This is a genomic window from Streptomyces sp. NPDC058457, from assembly GCF_042720695.1.
Taxonomy (GTDB): Bacteria; Actinomycetota; Actinomycetes; order Streptomycetales; family Streptomycetaceae; genus Streptomyces.
Genome location: NZ_JBHXLU010000004.1, coordinates 66,778 through 83,901 on the forward strand (window position 1 = coordinate 66,778; position 17,124 = coordinate 83,901).

The 17,124-nt window shown below is 68.9% G+C and carries 9 protein-coding genes, 1 tRNA gene and 2 pseudogenes; 8 read left to right on the top strand and 4 right to left on the bottom strand.

The window, feature by feature from the left end; genetic code table 11:
- Positions 1–28 precede the first annotated feature (28 nt).
- Both ACFWPS_RS05240 and ACFWPS_RS05245 read left to right on the top strand, forming a co-directional pair.
- A tRNA-Pro gene (locus tag ACFWPS_RS05240) sits at positions 29–102 on the top strand.
- 144 nt (positions 103–246) lie between these two features.
- On the top strand, positions 247–1,956 hold the full coding sequence (locus ACFWPS_RS05245) for a PE-PGRS family protein (protein WP_383701150.1): 1,710 nt from the start codon (positions 247–249) through the stop codon (positions 1,954–1,956).
- On the opposite strand, the pseudogene ACFWPS_RS05250 reads toward ACFWPS_RS05245, so the two are convergent.
- A pseudogene (locus ACFWPS_RS05250) lies at positions 1,886–2,539 on the bottom strand (PE-PGRS family protein); the annotation flags it as partial. The gene ACFWPS_RS05245 and the pseudogene ACFWPS_RS05250 overlap by 71 nt on opposite strands.
- A pseudogene (locus ACFWPS_RS05255) lies at positions 2,522–3,610 on the bottom strand (IS256 family transposase); the annotation flags it as partial. The pseudogenes ACFWPS_RS05250 and ACFWPS_RS05255, both read right to left, overlap by 18 nt.
- 579 nt (positions 3,611–4,189) lie before the next feature.
- On the opposite strand from ACFWPS_RS05255, the gene ACFWPS_RS05260 reads away from it, so the two are divergent.
- Positions 4,190–4,942: a hypothetical protein gene (locus ACFWPS_RS05260; RefSeq protein WP_383701152.1), complete on the top strand. Its 753-nt coding sequence runs from the start codon at positions 4,190–4,192 to the stop codon at positions 4,940–4,942.
- Positions 4,943–5,032: 90 nt separating this feature from the next.
- On the opposite strand, the gene ACFWPS_RS05265 is transcribed toward ACFWPS_RS05260, so the two are convergent.
- Together ACFWPS_RS05265 and ACFWPS_RS05270 are read right to left on the bottom strand one after the other, a co-directional pair.
- Positions 5,033–5,503, bottom strand: a complete 471-nt coding sequence (locus tag ACFWPS_RS05265) for a DUF5615 family PIN-like protein (RefSeq protein WP_383701154.1) — start codon at positions 5,501–5,503, stop codon at positions 5,033–5,035.
- Complete coding sequence (locus tag ACFWPS_RS05270) at positions 5,500–6,144, bottom strand: DUF433 domain-containing protein (protein ID WP_383701156.1); 645 nt, start codon at positions 6,142–6,144, stop codon at positions 5,500–5,502. The genes ACFWPS_RS05265 and ACFWPS_RS05270 overlap by 4 nt, the downstream gene beginning before the upstream one ends.
- Positions 6,145–6,362: 218 nt before the next feature.
- Here ACFWPS_RS05270 and ACFWPS_RS05275 point away from each other — a divergent pair, with 218 nt between their 5' ends.
- The 5 genes from ACFWPS_RS05275 (at position 6,363) to ACFWPS_RS05295 (ending at position 16,966) form a co-directional block, all read left to right on the top strand.
- Positions 6,363–7,985 (top strand): TIGR02677 family protein, encoded by a 1,623-nt coding sequence (locus ACFWPS_RS05275; RefSeq protein WP_383701158.1) that lies wholly within the window; start codon positions 6,363–6,365, stop codon positions 7,983–7,985.
- On the top strand, positions 7,982–9,307 hold the full coding sequence (locus ACFWPS_RS05280) for a TIGR02678 family protein (protein WP_383701160.1): 1,326 nt from the start codon (positions 7,982–7,984) through the stop codon (positions 9,305–9,307). Before ACFWPS_RS05275 ends, ACFWPS_RS05280 begins: the two co-directional genes overlap by 4 nt.
- Positions 9,304–13,542, top strand: a complete 4,239-nt coding sequence (locus tag ACFWPS_RS05285) for a TIGR02680 family protein (RefSeq protein ID WP_383701162.1) — start codon at positions 9,304–9,306, stop codon at positions 13,540–13,542. The genes ACFWPS_RS05280 and ACFWPS_RS05285 overlap by 4 nt, the downstream gene beginning before the upstream one ends.
- A complete protein-coding gene (locus tag ACFWPS_RS05290) occupies positions 13,539–14,810 on the top strand; it encodes a TIGR02679 family protein (RefSeq protein WP_383701164.1) in 1,272 nt (423 codons plus the stop codon). The genes ACFWPS_RS05285 and ACFWPS_RS05290 overlap by 4 nt, the downstream gene beginning before the upstream one ends.
- Positions 14,811–14,998: 188 nt before the next feature.
- Entirely contained in the window at positions 14,999–16,966 is a 1,968-nt protein-coding gene (locus ACFWPS_RS05295; RefSeq protein ID WP_383701166.1) for a hypothetical protein, read from the top strand.
- Positions 16,967–17,124 lie beyond the last annotated feature (158 nt).

The window sequence follows — 17,124 nt, forward strand, 5'->3', positions numbered from 1 at the left end:
GCCGCGACAAGCAGCAAAGCAGCGACACCGGGGTGTAGCGCAGCTTGGCAGCGCGCTTCGTTCGGGACGAAGAGGTCGTGGGTTCAAATCCCGCCACCCCGACAGAGAAACACCAGGTCAGGCCCGGTGCTGAGAGATCAGCACCGGGCCTGATTTGCGTTGCGGCCCTGTTTTGGGAGCCATTTGGGAGCCGACTTCAGGGAGCGGCTCCCCGGCGGCTCCCAGCGAGAGGTGTACCGCCTCCGAGTGCGCCGTGCGCTCCGCAAGAGTCACCCCACGGCTTGTGCCGAGGAGACACCAGACGGTACGACGATCGACATGCACCGATGGTCTCCGTTAAATGACCGGCAGCTCGCACTCCTCACCCGCATCGGGGACGGAGCCGACCCGGTCACGTCGGACAGCCCCGAGATCGCTCTCACCGCCCGCGCGCTCAAGGAGCGGCGCCTGATCACCATGCCCAAGCAGGATGGGAAGTGGCAGGCGGAGATCACTGATGCGGGGCGCTTCTACCTGGAACACGGCCATCACCCGGACCGGCCGGAACCAGCTCAGCGCAAGCAGCGGTCAACAGGTTCCGACCAACGGACACGACCGGCCCCTCCGCCGCAGAAGAAAGTCACAGCCCCGTCCCCGACGAAGCCGGCGCCGCAGCGCGCCGCCAAGCCCCGACAGCCGTCGCCGGCGGAAGTCGGAGCCACCTTGATCGCGGAGGTACAGCAGGCTGGTCGATTCCTTCGGATCCCGAACCCCAGCGACGAGGAGCGAGCCCGCTACCGCAGAGCCTTCGACGCGGCCCGGCAGTGTGCCCCCGAGGGATACAGCCTGAAGTACAGCGGGCGGGCGAAGGGGGACTTCTTCCTCGGCCTGCTCCGGGTGACCGGCGAGGACGAGACCGAGTGGAACCGGATCCGGCTGGCGCGCAGCCGTGTGATCACCGATGTCGAGGACGTGATCGCCGCAGTCAGCACGGATCACAGCGCCTTCGAGATCTCGGAAGCGGTCCTCCCCCGAGTGCTCTCGCTGCTCCGGCTCCTCGCCGAGGAAGCCCTCGCACGCCACGGCGAGATCGCGGTGTCGAAGAAGCGCAGACAGCCGAGGCCGCTGCTCACCGTCCACGGCAGGACGTACGAGGTCAGCTTCCGCGAACGGCAGAAGCCGGTCCGGTACGTCCCCAAGCAGCCGGGCCGCCGTACGTACGACTGGCAGCGTGTCACCCCGGCCCAGAAGTTCGAGCCGTCCGGCGAACTGGAGCTGCTGATCAGCCAGCAGTCGGGCTACAGCTACGGCTGGAAGAAGGAATGGGCCGACACGGCCAAGAAGCCATTGGAGGAGCAGGTCGGTTCAGTCTTCCGGGCGTTGAAGGCGCGCGCGGAGGAGCAGGAGCGGGCTCGACTGGAACATGAAGCCGAGCAGCAGCGCCTGCGGGAGGAGCGGGAGCGGCAGGAGGCCGAGCGCCGACGTCTGGAAGCGGAGCGAGAGGAGCGCGAGCGGCGGGAGTGGGAGTCCGCCGTCAGCGTGGCTTCGATCAAGACGGTTCACGCAGTACGGGCCGAGCGCTTCGGCACGGCCCTTGAGCAGTGGCAGGCCGCAGGGGAGATCCGAATGTTCTGTGCCGCTCTGGATGATGCCGCCGCGGCGTCGGAAGACGCCCTCGAAGCCGAGAGGCTGCGAGAGTGGTCGGCTTGGGGGAAGGCGGAGGCTGACCGGCTTGACCCCACTCTTAGCGGCAAGGGCTTGGCTTCTCTCAACTTCCATACGGAGCCGACGGGAGATCAACTGCGGCCGTTCCTCGACGGCTGGCACCCACACCGGCCGGAGAAGGAAAAGAAGCCCGCTGTTCAGCCGGCGCCGCCCAAGGTGGAGCCAGATCCGTGGCGCGGTCTCATCGACGCACGTCAGGATCAAGGCTGGAGATATGGACGCCCAGGTCGCGCTCAATGGTGGAGGCGATGACGCCGTGGCCGCGGTCACGTAGGGCCTTGACCGCCTTCTCGACCAGCTCTCCGAGCCGGATGACCTCGGCGCGCAGGGCAACCAACTCGTCGTAGCGGTCGACCTTGTCCTGGCCGCACCACGCCCGGACGGTTCGAAGGACTGCCGCCTCCGCGTCCAGCTTGCGCTCGTCACGCCGGTTGTAGGAGTACCAGGAGGGCTGGGCACGCTCCTGCTCGATGTCCTGCTGCTTGCGGTCCACCTCCGGAAGGATCTCGTCGGCGAGGCGTCCGGCCACGTGGCGGGCGATGCGCTCGGGGACCGGCCACCCGGCCAGGCACATTCCGCGGTGGTTCTCGAACACCATGGTGTCGCCGCGCAGTTCGGCGGCGTCCATGCCGATGAGCGGTGCAGTCTCGTCGAGGCGGCTCAGCTCCAGAACGCCTGCGTCCGCCACCGTTCGGCGCAGTCGCAACCTGTTCTTCGGTCGAACGAATCCGAGGATCATTCGGGCGGCCTCGAATTCCGTGCTCCCCCGGACGTGACGCGAGGACTCCACCAGTGCCAACTCCGCAGCGTCGTCTGCCCGGATGAGTGCGTCGTCGTTGGGGAAGACCTGGACGACGTCGATCCTGCGCTTGATCTCCCGGTTCACTCGCTCCAGCGGGTTCGTGGACTGGATCTTCTTCCAGTGCCTGGGCGGGAAGTCCGCGAACGCGGTCAGATCATCCTTCGCCTCCAACAGCATCGCTTTGACCTTGGGGAACTGGGCGCCGAGCATGTCGGCGACGGTGTCCAGCTGAGTGCGCACGAGGCCGGCGGTGGGCTGGGTGAAGATCGTGCGGATCGTCGCGGCGACCATTTCACCGGAATCCCGGTCGATCACGCTGAAGACGTTGCGCAGGAAATGAACCCTGCACCGCTGCCAGGCGGCGCCGAGCATCACCTTGCGGACCGCGGCGACCAGCCCGGCGTGCTGGTCGGTGACGACCAGGCGGACCCCGGACAGACCGCGCTCTCGCAGCGAGCGCAGGAACTCCTTCCAGAACAACTCGCTCTCGCTGTCTCCGACCATCAGGCCCAGGACCTCGCGGCCTCCGTCCTCGGTGATGCCGGTGGCGACTACGACGGCCCGCGAGACGATCTGGTGGTTCACGCGCGCCTTGCAGTAGGTCGCGTCCAGGTAGACGTAGAGGAAGCGGACGTGATCCAGCGGTCGGGTGCGGAACGCGGTCAGCGGCTGGTCCAGCGCCTGGCAGATCCGCGAGACCTCCGACTTCGAGATGCCGCTGTCCCCACCGAGGGCTTTGACCAGGTCATCGACACTGCGGGTGGAGACGCCGTGCACGTATGCCTCCATGATGACGGCGTAGAGGGCCTGGTCGATGCGGCGCCGTCGCTCCAGCAGGCTGGGGAAGAAGCTGCCGGTGCGGACCTTGGGGATCTCCAGGTCCAGGTCGCCGGCCAACGTGGTCAGCACCTTCTCTCGGTGCCCGTTGCGGATATTGGTCCGCGTCGGCGTGTGCTCGTTCCACTCCGCGCCGATGTGGGCACTCGCCTCGGCCTCGATCAGCTCCTGCACCATTCGCTCGGCGATGGCGCGGATGAGCTCGATTCCGTCGGTCGAGCGTAGTGACTCAAGGAGCCATATCAGCTCAGACTGAGACAGGGCCATCGTGCACTCCTCGTGGTTGAACTGGGCGTTCACCAAGGAGAGTTACGCGGTGGCCCGCCTCCTGTTCAGGGAGCGGTACTCACCCATAGAAGTGCGCCCCGGGCAGACGCCCGCGCACTCCCGCCCACTGATCCCGTACACCACGACGAGGGACACCATCAGTCAAAACAGCAAACAAACCGGTGCCGACCACCTCCGAACCTCATTCGGGACGAAAAAGTCATGGGGTAAAGTCCCGCCACCACGGCGGCGAAGTTCCAGGCAGGCCAGGAGCCTGATCCATCGATCACTCAGGCCCCTGGTCGAGCTCTCCCGAAGGGCGGCCACGGCACCCGCCTGATCAGGGCGTCACCCCACCCTGTTCGCTAGCGCGCTTGTGAACTCGGCGCCGTGCGCCCTGGGGCACTGCGCGGAATCCGGCCGAGTACCAGACGACAACAGTCAAGCGAGAACCACTTGCGATCCGAGTCTGGTCACAGGTCGTCATCCAGCGCACAGCCAAGCGATACCAGGGGCGGCCACGCCAGCATGGATTCCGCGGTTGTGCACAAGAACGCGGCACAGCGGAAGGTGGAGCCCATGGCCAAGCTGACGGAGGAGCAGCGCCGACAGCGAGCTGCCAAACGTGCTCTACGCTCGGCGCTCGATGCCGAAGCGGATGACCAGCGGCGTCGCGAGCGGGATGAGCGGTGGAAGCGAGAGAATACGCGCCTCAGTTGGGCGGAGTACGCGGCCGGTGAGTCCTGCCGGGGTTGCGGAGAGCCTATACACGATGGGCTGGGGGACTGGTATCCCCTCATGAAGTTGTCCGAGTCGGAGAGGCGTGAGTACGAGGAAGCCGACCGGAGATTCCGCGAGCGGCACGCCGACTGCCGGAGTGGCCGGTGGAGCATCAGCGGCTCTCGGGTGACGCATTGCTGTTTCTGTTGCCCGCCACCGCCGGTGGGGCCGAAGCAGATGGAGAAGCTCGCCAGGCTGTTCGCTTCCTGGCCCTCCCAGGAGGAACGCAAGAAAGACCTCGATACCTGGAACCTCACCCTCCGTTGCGACCACGTGGTGCCCCACATCCAGCATCGCCAGCACAGCTACGTTTCCGCCCGCGTCGTCGACTGCCCAGAATGCGGGGAGCGGCGCGGTGTTGTGAGCAGTGAGCGGGTAGGGCCCGCGTACCGCGATGACGGGACCATCCGTGAGCGGGCGGAAGCTGATCAGGAGCGGCTCGCCCAGGAGCTGGCGGCTGCCAAGGCGAAGCTGGCCCGTCAGCAGAAGAACGCCGCGGCGACCCAGCGTCGCATCACCGAGATCCAGGAAGAGTTGAGCAGCGAGTCCTGATGAGAACAAGCGCAGTCGGCGCGACGCCGGCTCATTTCCTGGCATCGCGTGTGTTGGGTTACCAGCCGGGATCCTTCGTGAATCGAGAGGTCAGGACCCGGCAGCTGAATCGCCACCGGGCCAGTGCTTCGGCGGGACGGCGGCCGGGTCCGTGATCTGGAGGCGTTTCTGGCGGGTCGGGTCGATTGACGTCAGAGAGACGAGGCGCTGGCCGCCAGCTGCTTCGAGTTCGGACAGGGCATGAGGAAGAGCGGCGCACACAGTGGCGATCGCCGTGCCCAGGCCCACCAGGCCGCCATGCTTGTTGTTCTGGCGATACTCGATGCGATGCAGGCCCGACCGTGCAATGGCCGCCACTTCGAGCGGCCGGCTGAGCTGCTTGGTGTCGTTGGTGATGACGACGTCGAAGCCCTCAGTCTTCGCTCTGGCGTACAGCTCGATGTCCTTCGTGCCCGTCCAGCCCTTGAGCTCGTGAACGTGGACGACGTCATGCGCCTTCAACAGGATCCGCACGATCTCGGCCATGGGCCGGGGCACATTCTCGTCGAGCAGCAGTTTCAAGCGACGACCTGCCGGGGCTCGCTGCTGCCGTAGCTGTCGACGTACTCGCTGAAGTCGGCCGCGTCACGGGCAGCCTCGGCCGTCACACCTGGGTAGAACTCACCGATCTGGTCTGGTGGGATGCCGTCCCTCACAAGAGCAGCGACGTCCGATGCGGGAATCCTGGTGCCTTGGATGACCGGTTCGCCACCACGGACCGCCTCGTCGACCGCTACGTGCTCACGCGGGGTGAGAAGGGCGGGAATGCTCCGGCCGTCCTTGTAGAAGGGAGCGAGTACATCCACCATCTGGTGGATGACCACGTTGCCGCCTTTGATCAGGTCCACCGCGTGGTCGGGCTCGGCCAGGTAGATGGTGTCCGGGCCCGCGACGAGTTTGTACGAGGAGAGGTGCTCCCACTCGCCCAGGTCTTCCCTGAGTGTGTTCAACGCACGGCGGATCTTCTGCAACGAAGCCTCTTCACGCAGCTGTACACAGATGCGGAGTGCCACAACGTCGCGGAACGAGTAGAGGATCGGCCGTTCACTGGAGATCTCGGGCACGAGCACAGCGCCCTTGGGCCCGGAGGCTCGGCGCCAGTGAGACAGCTGGCGCAGCGTGGCACCGGAAAGAGCCGCAGCAAGTTTGGGTTCGTACGACACCGCGTGCCTCCTCCCGCCCCATCGATACGCGCCTGAACGTACCCCATTCTCCTAGAAGCCACTCGGCACAGAAGTCGAAGGGCCCATTCAGGGCGAACCTGGCACCCTCCCTTGCCTCACAAGCCGCTGCCACGGGAACCACTACGAGCTGGCACACGTCTGTGGCAATTCCGGCCACACACCGGCGGCAGTCGGATGCACCGCGTAACCTCGCGAGCATGGGGGCACCCGCATCAGGCGCAGCTCAGGACGCCGACGAGGAGGCGCGCCGGCGGCTGAACGCGTACACGTACCTCAGCGCGCCCGAGCGGCTGGAGCACGTCGCGATCATGCGTGTCTTCTGCGGAACGCTGCTGGCGGATCTCGCCGTCCCGGACATCATGGCGAAGCTGCGCCAGGCCGGTGGTTCCGCCGCAAGACTCGACGCCGACACCCTCACGGTCCGGCTGGAACAGCTGGTGCAGTGGGGAAACCTGCTCCGCAGCAGCCACACGGTGAACGCGTCCAGCATCAGCGAGTACCAGCGCTCCCGCTCGCGCTACCAGCTGTCGAAACTGGGCGAACGCATCCAGCGCGACGCCGACGGGGTCCTGGCCGAGGCCGACGCCGCCCGCGAGGTGAGCAACGAACTGTTGGCACTGGTCGAGCGCGGACTGCGTGAGCTAGCCGATCTCGTAGCTACGCCCGGCGGCATAGAACCGCAGGACGGGCTGGAGCGGGTCAGCACGCTCTTCGTGCAGTTCACCGAGTTCGCGGACTCCATACGCGACTTCTACGCCTACCTCGGGCAGGTGCTGTCCCGCTACGACCTCGACAGCGCCGAATACCAAGGCTTCAAGGAGCTGCTCCTGGACTACGTCGAGGCGATCACGGAGGACGTGGCGTTTCGAGCGCCCCGGATCTCTGCGGCGCTGGACACCCTGTGGCCACACATCCCGGCTCTGCTGGACCGGCTGGACGCCCACGCCCAAGGGCTCACCGGGCTCTCGACGCAGGGCGAAAGCCGCCTGGAAATCCGGGTCCAGCGCAGCCGGGGCCGCGAGCTCGCGGACTGGGATGGCCTGCGCGGCTGGTTCAGCGACATCGACGGCCACGGCAGTCAGGTCGACCAGCTGCGCGACGCCACCCTGCGCGCGTTGCAGTCGCTGCTCGCCAACGCCAAGCGAATGCTGCGGTCGGCCACCGGGGAGATGTCCCGTCGCAAGGATCTGCTGCGGCTGGCCCGCTGGTTCGACGAAGCCGCGCCGCAGGATGCACACGACATCGCCGTCGCCGCCTTCGGACTGTACGGCGCCCGCCACCTGGGCGTACCTCCGGCCACCGACGAAGTGGTGCCCGCCTACACGAGCTGGTGGACCGGTCCGGTGGTCGAAGTGCCGGTAGCTCTGCGTGAGAGGGGCAGCCGCGCACAGCGGGGCCGGGCCTCCGCGGTGGAGGACCACTCCGCGCAGAAGCAGCGGCTGCGGGAGGCCGCCCGTCAGCGGGCAGCGGCCAGGGCAGCGGCGGCGGACGAGTTGCGTAGCGCGTCCGGCCGGTTCGCCGAGGTTCGACTCACGTCGGCGGCGCTCGGCCTGCTCCTGGAGCTGCTGGCCACAGCACTCGGAAACGCTCAGCTCAGGAGGCATGCCGGCACGGACGGGGAGGGGACGGCGGGGTTCGGCCTCGACTCGGCCAGCAGCGAAGACGCCGAACTGCGTATCCGGCTCACCGTGCGCCGGACGGCGGGCACGCAGACGGTGCTGTACTCGGCCGACGGTGACCTGCTGCTGGACGACCTGGAGCTGGACATCGGTCGCACCTCCGCCGCGGTCGACGGCGAAGCGGAGGCGAGCGTGTCATGACCCTTCCCTCGACTCACGACGTGGCCCTGGCCGCCGAACGCCGCATCGCCGCCCGGCTGCTGCTCGCCCACCCCCTGGTCGCGTCGGACGGCCCCCATGCCGACCTCTTCCCGCTGATCCGCAGGCACGCCGACTGGCTGGGCAAACGGTTCCAGCAGGTACTCGGCTACCGCCTGCTGGTCGACAGCTCCTACGCCCGGCTCTTCAAGGCGGGGCTGGGGGCGAGCTCGGGACACCGGCTGGAGCGCTCCACCGGCACCCCTTTCACCCCACACACGTACGCCTGCCTCGCGCTGGCCCTGTCCGTGCTGGTGACCGCGCCCGAGCAGATGCTGTTGTCGCACTTGGTCGCCGACATCAGGGCCGCCGCGGCCGACGCGGGGATCGAGCTGGAGGAGACGGGCCGGGTGGCCGGGAAACGGACCCTGGTCGCAGCCCTGCGCCAGTTGGTCGACTGGGGCGTGCTCATCGAGACCGAGGGCCAAGTGGCCGCGATCGCGCAGGAGGCGGGCGGAGAGGCCCTGATCACAGTGGATCGGGAGCTGGCCCGCGTGGTCGTCGCCGGCCCGCTCGCACAGGCTCGGGACGGCGCCGACCTGGTCCGGCGGGCAGCGGACCCGGGGTTCGGCGGACCGCGCACCTATGTGCGTCGGATGCTGGTCGAGACACCCGTCGTCCACCTCGACGAGCTGACCGACGCCGAGCGCGACTGGCTGCGCACCCGGCAGCGCCGGGAAGCCCAGGCTTTCTCCGAACTCCTGGGGCTGGAGATGGAGATCCGTGCCGAGGGGGTTGCTCTGGTGGACCCCGAGGAGGAGCTGACGGATCTGCACCTGCCGGGCACCGGGACCGTCGCACAGGCCGCACTGCTGCTGGCGGAACGGCTCGTGGAACAGCTTCGGCCGCAGGAGCCGGGGCATCCGGCGACCGGCGGGACGCTCGTCATCGGAGTGGCTGTCCCGGACGGCCTGGTCGACGAACTGCTGGCCGAACTCATCACCGAGTACGGGCAGCGCAGCAACTGGCAACGCGGCTACCTGGAGGACCTTCCCTCCCTGCGTGAGGCCGTACTGGACCTGCTGGTCCGCATGCGGCTGATGGCCCGCGCCGGGCGGCTGCGCGCCGAGGGAGAAGGACTGCCGGAGGGATACGTCGAAGAGGCGCCGGCAGGACGGACGGTGACCGATGTCCATGGCGCACGGCCCGGCGGCGACGGCTGGGTGCTGCTGACCGCAGCGGCCCGCTACGCCACCCACGTCACCGTGCGCCGGGCCACCGCGGCCGGCAGAGGCACGGACGTCCAAGAGGAGTTGCCGCTATGACCACCGACGCGCGTGGCCTCGTTCCACTGCCGCGTTCCGGCCCCGCGACGACCACCGGCGCGCGTTTCCGGCTGCACCGGGCGGGCATCCAGAACGTCTGGCAGTACGACGAGCAGGAGTTCTCCTTCGGCGACGGACGGCTGCTGCTGCGCGGCAAGAACGGCGCGGGCAAGTCCAAGGCCCTGGAAATGCTGCTCCCCTATCTTCTGGACGGCGACTCCCGGGCCTTGGACGCGACAGGCACCGGCCGCACCACGCTCGCCTGGCTGATGCTGGACGGGTTCGAGCAGACCAACCGTCTCGGGTACCTGTGGGTGGAGTTCCGGGGCACGGCCGACGACGGCGGTCACCGCCACCTGACGCTCGGCGCCGCCATCCGTGCCTCGAAGTCGACGCAGAAGGCGCTGCCGACGTTCTTCGTCACCCCGCTGCGGGTCGGTGAGGAGCTGCACCTGGTCGAGGCAGGTAAGCCGCTGCCGGTCGACCGGCTCAAGGAGATCGTCGGTTCCGACAACGCGACCGAACGTGCGGTCCAGCACCGCTCCCGTGTGGCCCGGGAACTGTTCGGCATCACCGATGCGACGCGCTACCGCAACCTCACCCAGCTCCTCCACCGACTGCGGCGCCCGACAGTCGGGGACCGCATCGAACACGGGGGCCTGGCCTCCCTGCTCAGCGAGACCCTGCCGGGGCTCGACGAGGACGTGGTCGAGAAGGTGGCGCGCAACCTCCACGACCTCGACGCCGTACGGGACGAACTCGGCCGCCTGGAACGCACCGACGCGGCCTTGCGCACGTTCCTCACCAGCTACCGCGGCTACCTGGCCGGAGTCCTGCGCACCTCCGCGCAGAGAGTGAGCCACGAGCTGGGCGTCCTCACGCAGCGGCGCCGGGCGGCCGGAGACGCCGCACAGCGGACGAGCGACCTGAGGACGCAGGAGGAGGAGTCGGAGGGCAGACTGGAGACCCTGCGCGAAGAGGAACAGGCCGCCCGGACCGACCTGGCCGCCCTGCACGCCAGTCACGCCTACCGCAGCCTGCGCGAACTGTCGGAACGCCGCGGCACGGTGGAGGCACTGCACACCGCCGCCGTGGCCGCGTTCACCACCCTGCGGAACGCGCACGACGCGGAGGAGAGCACTGCTGAGCGGCTGGCCGAAGGTGTCGAACACCTCGGAAGCCGCCTGACCGAGCTGGGAACCGAGCACCGGGAACTGCTGACGCAGGCGGAGAAGGCCGGGCTTCCCACCGGCCATCTCGGCGCGGCGGTGGCGCTACCGCGCACGGTTCTCGCCCAGGCCACCGAGACAGAGCTGACGACTCCGGACAGGGAGACGCGCACCGTACGGCACCGACCCGTGGCCCGCGTGGACACGGCCACGACGCTGGAGGGTCTACGGTCCTGGCAGAACCAGCTAGAGGACGCCGAGGCGGTCGCGAGAAACCGGGCCCGGATGGTTCAGGAGGTGACCCGTCTCATCTCACGGGCGGACGAGGCCCGGGGCGGGGCGGATCAGGCCGATGCCGAGCGGGAACGGCTGGAGGGCGAGGCGGAAGAGGCCGCCGGTCGTCTCGACGTCAGTCGCCAGAAGGTCGTTGAGGAGAGCCGCGCCTATGCGGACCGTGTCGCCGAGTGGGTGGCGGACGCACGGACCGCGCTGGGGCCCGACTGCCCGCCTCTGGACGCCGTCCACGCCTCCGTCGGCTGTGAGACCTCCGCCGACGCGCCGTTCGCGGACCGCACGCTGCCACCAAACATCGACAGCCAGGCGCGGCAGACCGCTCAGGCCGCATTGGAGCCGTACGGCGAGGAACTCACCGGACTCCGGGACGCCCTGGCGCTCGACGTCAGTCGGCTCGGCGAGGAACTCGACCGCCTGGCTGAGCAGAAGCGGGACTGGGAGCAACGTACCGACCCTGAGCCGCCGGCCCCGCACCATCGCGTCGCCGCGAGGACGCCGGGCAGTGGAGCACCTTTCTACCGGCTCGTGGACTTCGCGGACGAACTCGCTCCGGCCGACCGAGCCGGTCTGGAAGGAGCCCTGGAGGCTAGCGGAATCCTGGACGCGTGGGTGGGCGCGGACGGCGTTCTTCTCGATCCCGGCACCCGGGACACCCTTCTACGGGCCGGTCCCCTGCTGTCGGACGGCCCGACTCTCGCCTCGGCCCTGCGCCCGGCCCCTGAACCGGGGTGCGGCGTCAAACCCGAGCAGGTGGGGCGTCTGCTGGCCACCATCGCACTCGCACCGGCACAGGAGAACTTCGCCCACAACGCGGTTTTCTACGACGGCAGTTGGCGTCTGGGCGTGCTCAGCGGCCGCCACGACAAGGGCGACACCGAGTACGTGGGGGCCGCCGTACGCGCCGAAACCCGGCGGCGCATCCTCGCCGAGCTGGAGGAGCAGATCACGCAGACGGAACGGCGGCTGGCCGGCGTCCGCGAGGATCTCGCCGTAGCCGATGCCATGCGTCGGGCTCTCACGCTCGCGGAACGGGGCTTCCCCAGGGCACGGAATCTTGCGGACGCATGGAGCAGGACCGAATCAGCAGAGAGGACGCTGCGTGACCTGATCGCCAAGGCGGCCCGGGCGGCACGGCTGGCCGAGGAGGCCCGCGCGCTCGCGGTATCGGCGCGTGCTGAGGCGGATGCCACGGCGACCGCCCACGACCTGCCCGGTGACCCAACCGCCCTGGACCGCGTACGCACCGCACTGGCCGGCCTGCTCAGCGGTGTCGGGCATCTGCGCAGGGCCGTCGGCGGCACGGGCGAGCGGCTCGGCGCGAACCAGGCCGATGCCGACCGGTACGCACGCGCCCGAGAGGACCGCTTGGCCGCGGACGAGAGCTACCGGCTCCACCTCGCCGGACTGCGCACCGCTGAGCAGGACCTGCGCACCCGCGAGGAGGCGATCGGGGCGTCCGAGGAGGAGATCCTCACCCGGGAGCAGGAGGCCAAGCAGCGCATCGCGAACGCCGTCCACGCCCTCCCCGCGGCTGGGCGAGCCCGCGACGAACTCCACGACCTGCGCGTGCGCGCGGAAGAGGACGAGAAGCGCCTGCGCGGAAACCTGGCGGACCAGGAGACGGCGGTCATCGACACCGGCAGCGCTCTTCGCGGTGCTCTCGGTCGGCCCGAGGTGGCGCGCGGCGCCGGGCTGGACTGGTCCTCGCTGCCCGAGAACGTGTCGGACGATCCCGGCACGGACGTCCGCAGCCGTCTGCGAGCACTGCGGGCACTCGCCGACGCCGTGGAACAGGCCCTCGGCCGCCCAAAGGGCGAGGTGTCGGACAGCGCCCTGCTCAACCGGCACACCGAGCTGCGCGACCAACTGGCCGGCGGGTTCGACGCGCAGCTGGAGGAACGCGACGGGATCAAGGTATGCCGCCTGGTCGACGACCACGGGTCCCATGACGTCGCAGCCGTGGGCGAGCGGATCGCGGTCCAGGCCGCGGAGGCCCGGGGCCGGCTCACCGAGCGCGAGCGTGAGGTGTTCCAGCGGTTCCTGACCGGTGAACTCGGCGACCACCTCTCGGCACAGGTCATCACCGCAGCGAACCTGGTTGCGGCTCTCAACGACACCCTGCGGACCGTACGCACATCCCACGGTCTCGGCGTCGAGCTGCTGTGGAAGCTGGACGAGGACGTGGACGCGGACGTGCGCGCGGCCGTCGAGCTGCTGCGCAGTCCGTCGAGCCTCAGAACGCGCGAGCAGACCGAGCAGCTGCGCGAGGTGCTGCAACGTCGGATCGAGGACGCCAGGCGCGCCGACCCGTCTGCTGGTTACGCCGCCCATCTGCGGACCGCGCTGGACTACCGCGACTGGTTCCGTTTCCACACCTTCGTGGTCGAGGACGCGGCTCCGGGCCGCCGTCGGAAACTGACCGGCCGGACCGGTCTCAGCCAGGGCGAGCAGCGAGTGCTCTCCTACCTCGTGCTCTTTGCCGCGGCTGCCGCCCACTTCACCAGCCTCGCCGAGTCGGCGCCGCACGCGCCGCGGCTGATCCTCCTGGACGACGCCTTCGCGAAGGTCGACGAACCCACCCATGGCCGGTTGGGCCGTATCCTCGTCGACCTCGATCTCGACTTCGTCCTCACCAGCGAGCGGCTCATGGGCAACTGGCCCGAGGTTCCGTCCCTGCACATCTACGAGTGCCTCCGTGATCCCCATGTGCGCGGGGTGGCCACCCTGCACTACACCTGGAACGGTCGGCACCGGCGTCTGGTGTCCGTATGAGCGGGCTGCCCTCCGCGACGCGTGACTGGCTGAAGGGACCTGGGCTCACCCGGCTCTGGGAGGGAGTGCGCAAACGCCTGGAGAGCAACGGCGTACAGGCCACGGGTTCGCTCCGGCTGACCGCGATGAACGCCCAGGAACGGGGCGACCTGTCTCTCCTACTGGGCAAACCCCTCACAGGCACCTCCGCGACCGTACGGCTCGACATGCTCGACGCACGGCTACGCGCCTCGGCCGCCGGACTCGGGCTCAGGCAGACCCTGGAGGAACTCGGCCCGCCACTCACCGACCGCCGTGCCGCCCGCGCAGATGCGACGGCACGGCGTGAGCAGGTGTGGTCGTCTCTCGGTTCCTCATTGGACGCCTCCCCGCTCGCCGGCCAGGAATGGTCCCGGCAGTGGTACGACCTATTGCGCCGTGCAGGTGTTCCGAGAGGAGTGCCGCCCGAAGCGGCGATATGGACACTCCAGCAGGCGGTCCAGGTCCTCACCGCTCTCCTCGGGCCCGAGCGGGGCGGCGCACTCGGCCGAGGAGAACTCGCCGCCATGGCGACTGGCTCCGCGCACGGCCTGGACGACGGCACCTGGCTCGCACGCCTCGTCCAACGCGGTGTCGCCCTCGCCCATGGCACCGAGTTCCCCGACGACGCGGCCGGTCGACGCGCTCTGTGGCGGCTGGTGTCCGTCACGCCGGACGAGGTCTCCAGCACGGTGCTCACCTACGGGCTGCGGCCCGACGGAGAGGGCTGGCGGGAGCGTGCCCTGCGGGAGCGGACCGAGTATCACGCCGAAGCCCACCTCACACCGCGCGACCTGCACTCCCTGCGGCTGCAACTCCCCGCCGGAACGCTCATCCACATCTGTGAAAATCCGCGCGTGGTGGAAGCCGCGGCGGACGCGGCGTGCATCCAGCCCCTCGTGTGCACGTCCGGCAGCGCCGCCACGGTGGTTCTCACACTTCTCGACGCCCTCGCCGCCACGGGCTGTCGCTTCGCCTACCACGGCGACTTCGACTGGCCCGGGATAGCTCTGGCCAACCGAGTCATCCGCCGCTACGAAGCCCGGCCGTGGCGCATGGGCACTGCGGATTACGAGTATCTGGCCGCTCGTAGTCAGGCTGAGGGCATCCCTCAACTGGCGCTCGACGGCGAGCCGGTCAGCGCGGACTGGGACCCGGACCTCGCCCCTGCCATGACCGCCCTCGGCGTCGCGCTCCATGAGGAGGCGACCCTCGACCTCTTGGTGGCCGACCTGTCACACCAGGCGTAGAGACGTCGGTGCCGTGCCGAACTCCGGGAGCCAGCCTGCTCCGCAAGCCCCCTTCAGACTCGTATGTCCGCAACCGACTGCGTTGTCAGTCCCTTTCGGCATGATTGACGCCAACACCTGCTGGATCACCGTGCCAGGGTGGGTCCGATCAGGGGCCAGGGGCGTGCGGTGTTGGAGATTGGAGTCCGATGGCCGCGGCGGAATCACGTACGTCTCTTCCTTTCGATTTTCTGCGTACGGTCATCGCACAGGCATCCGCCGACTCCCCGCCCACGCGCATGGCTGTCGAGGCGATACGCACGGCATCCCAGGGCACGGGCCGGGACGGCCTGCTCATGGCCCTGCTCACGGGACCGCTCGGGCAGTCGGCGCCCGAGTGGCTGTTGGCCACAGCGGTGGAGAGCGATCGGAATCGCGAACCGCAGCCGTACATGACGACCGACCGTATGGAATTGACCCGCGTCGCCCTGTCGCACCCCGCCTGCCCGGAGGCATACAGGGTGCGGTTTCTACGGGAGTGCTCTGAGGCACGACTCGGTGTGCTTGGCCGGAGAGAGGGCGGGGCAGCGCTCATCCGCGCCGTCGTTGCTGAGCTCCACCGTCGCTCGGCAACGGGCCTGACCATCACCCCCGAGCTGCTGACGGCTCCGACGCCCGCCCAGCTGGTACTCGGTGAACACGGCTTGCATGAGGATGTGTTCGTCGCAGCCCTCGACTGCCTCCCGTTCGGGCCGGACAAGCATGACGGCGAAGAAGACGTCGAGGCGTGGATGGAGCGCCACCGTGCCGCGTCCGACGCATGGGAGAGCATGTGGACCGGTATCGTCCGGGCGCACACCGGGCATCACCGCCGCCTGCTGGCCTGGTCCGGGCGGCACCCCTCCGCCGATCGCGTGGTGCGCAAGCACCTGCTCAGCTCCTTGCCATGGCACGTCGAACCAGCCTTGTTGGAGGAACTCGCCGCACACGACCTGGAGTACTTCGGTCGAGCGGTCCTCCTCACCCGGATCTCCCGGTCCTGCCGGGACGGGCTGACGCCCGCGCAGGCACGAGAGCGTTACGCCGACGAGCTGGCGGCTGCGTCCCAGGAGGAGCGGGACTACGTGGAGCGATTCCTCGACGAGGAGATGCAGTCCGGGTACCTCCAGACCATGGCCTGCCGCTCCGCTGTCGCCTGGGTGGAGCGCGCAGGCAGGCAAACCTGGCGGTTCCTCCTCAACCCCGGCGAGGCTCAGCGTCTCGGACAGCCCCGGGAATGGCTCGCGTCCGAAGAACTCGTTGCCACCCTCGGCACCCGGTTCGCGACCATCTCCCTTACCGCCTTGAGCCTCTGGGAGCCGGACCCCGATTCGCGCTATCCGGTCGTGCGTGATCTCGGCTGGTTGCACGCACTCCTCGTACATCTCCCCGAAGTCCCGGACGAGGCGCGGCAGAAAGCACGTCTCGTGGTCCAGGACACCCGGCGGGCCCTGTCCGCCCAAGCTGGTGCGCACGGCTACTCCTCCTCCGGCAACTCCGCGTGGGAGGAGAACCGACGGGCCAAGGACCTGATCGCCACCATCATGCCGCTCGTCACCGATCCCGTCCCCGCCCGGCCGGGCCGACGCACGGCCTCCCTCGGCGACCCGCAGGGCATCGGTTTCAAGAAGCTGGCGGACGCCGACGAGAACGTTCTCGTGGCCTACCTGGAGCGGCACATGGGCAATGACACGCTCGTCGAGGAGGCCCTGCTCTCCTTTGCCGCCCGCACCTACCGGAAGTCCCTCACCTTCGACGACGTACTGGCCCGCCACTCCGCCCCACAGCAGACACTGCTTGATCTCACTCTGCACCTGCGCAGGCGCCTGGGCGGCGGACCCGACCTTCGTGGGAGCTGGGTCGAGATCATGCTGGCCCAGCCCGAGTGCCCTGCGGAGTTGCTCCGGCTGCTGCCTGCCTGGTCAGCGCTGAAGGCCCGCGGCCCGCACTACGACACCACTCATCCCGCAGTCGCCGCCTACGTCACCGAGGCCCTCGGAGACAGTGACGCGGCGTGGCAGCGGTTCGCAGAGAGTCCCATGTCGCACGCCGGCCCTGGCGCCTGGCATCGGCTCGGCGACCTGCTTGACGCGGCAGTCAAGGGGACCGCGTGGCCGGCGCCTCCGCCGGGACGATGACAGCAGCCACGTCCATCAGTCTCAGCCTCATGGGTATGGTCCCCGAGCGCCTCGCCAAGTACATGCAGAACGTCAATGGCGAGGTCCGGACGAGTGGCTCCTCGGGAGCCATCTGGGAGCCGACTCGCTCTCCGAACCCCTTCGACGCCACCCGAGAC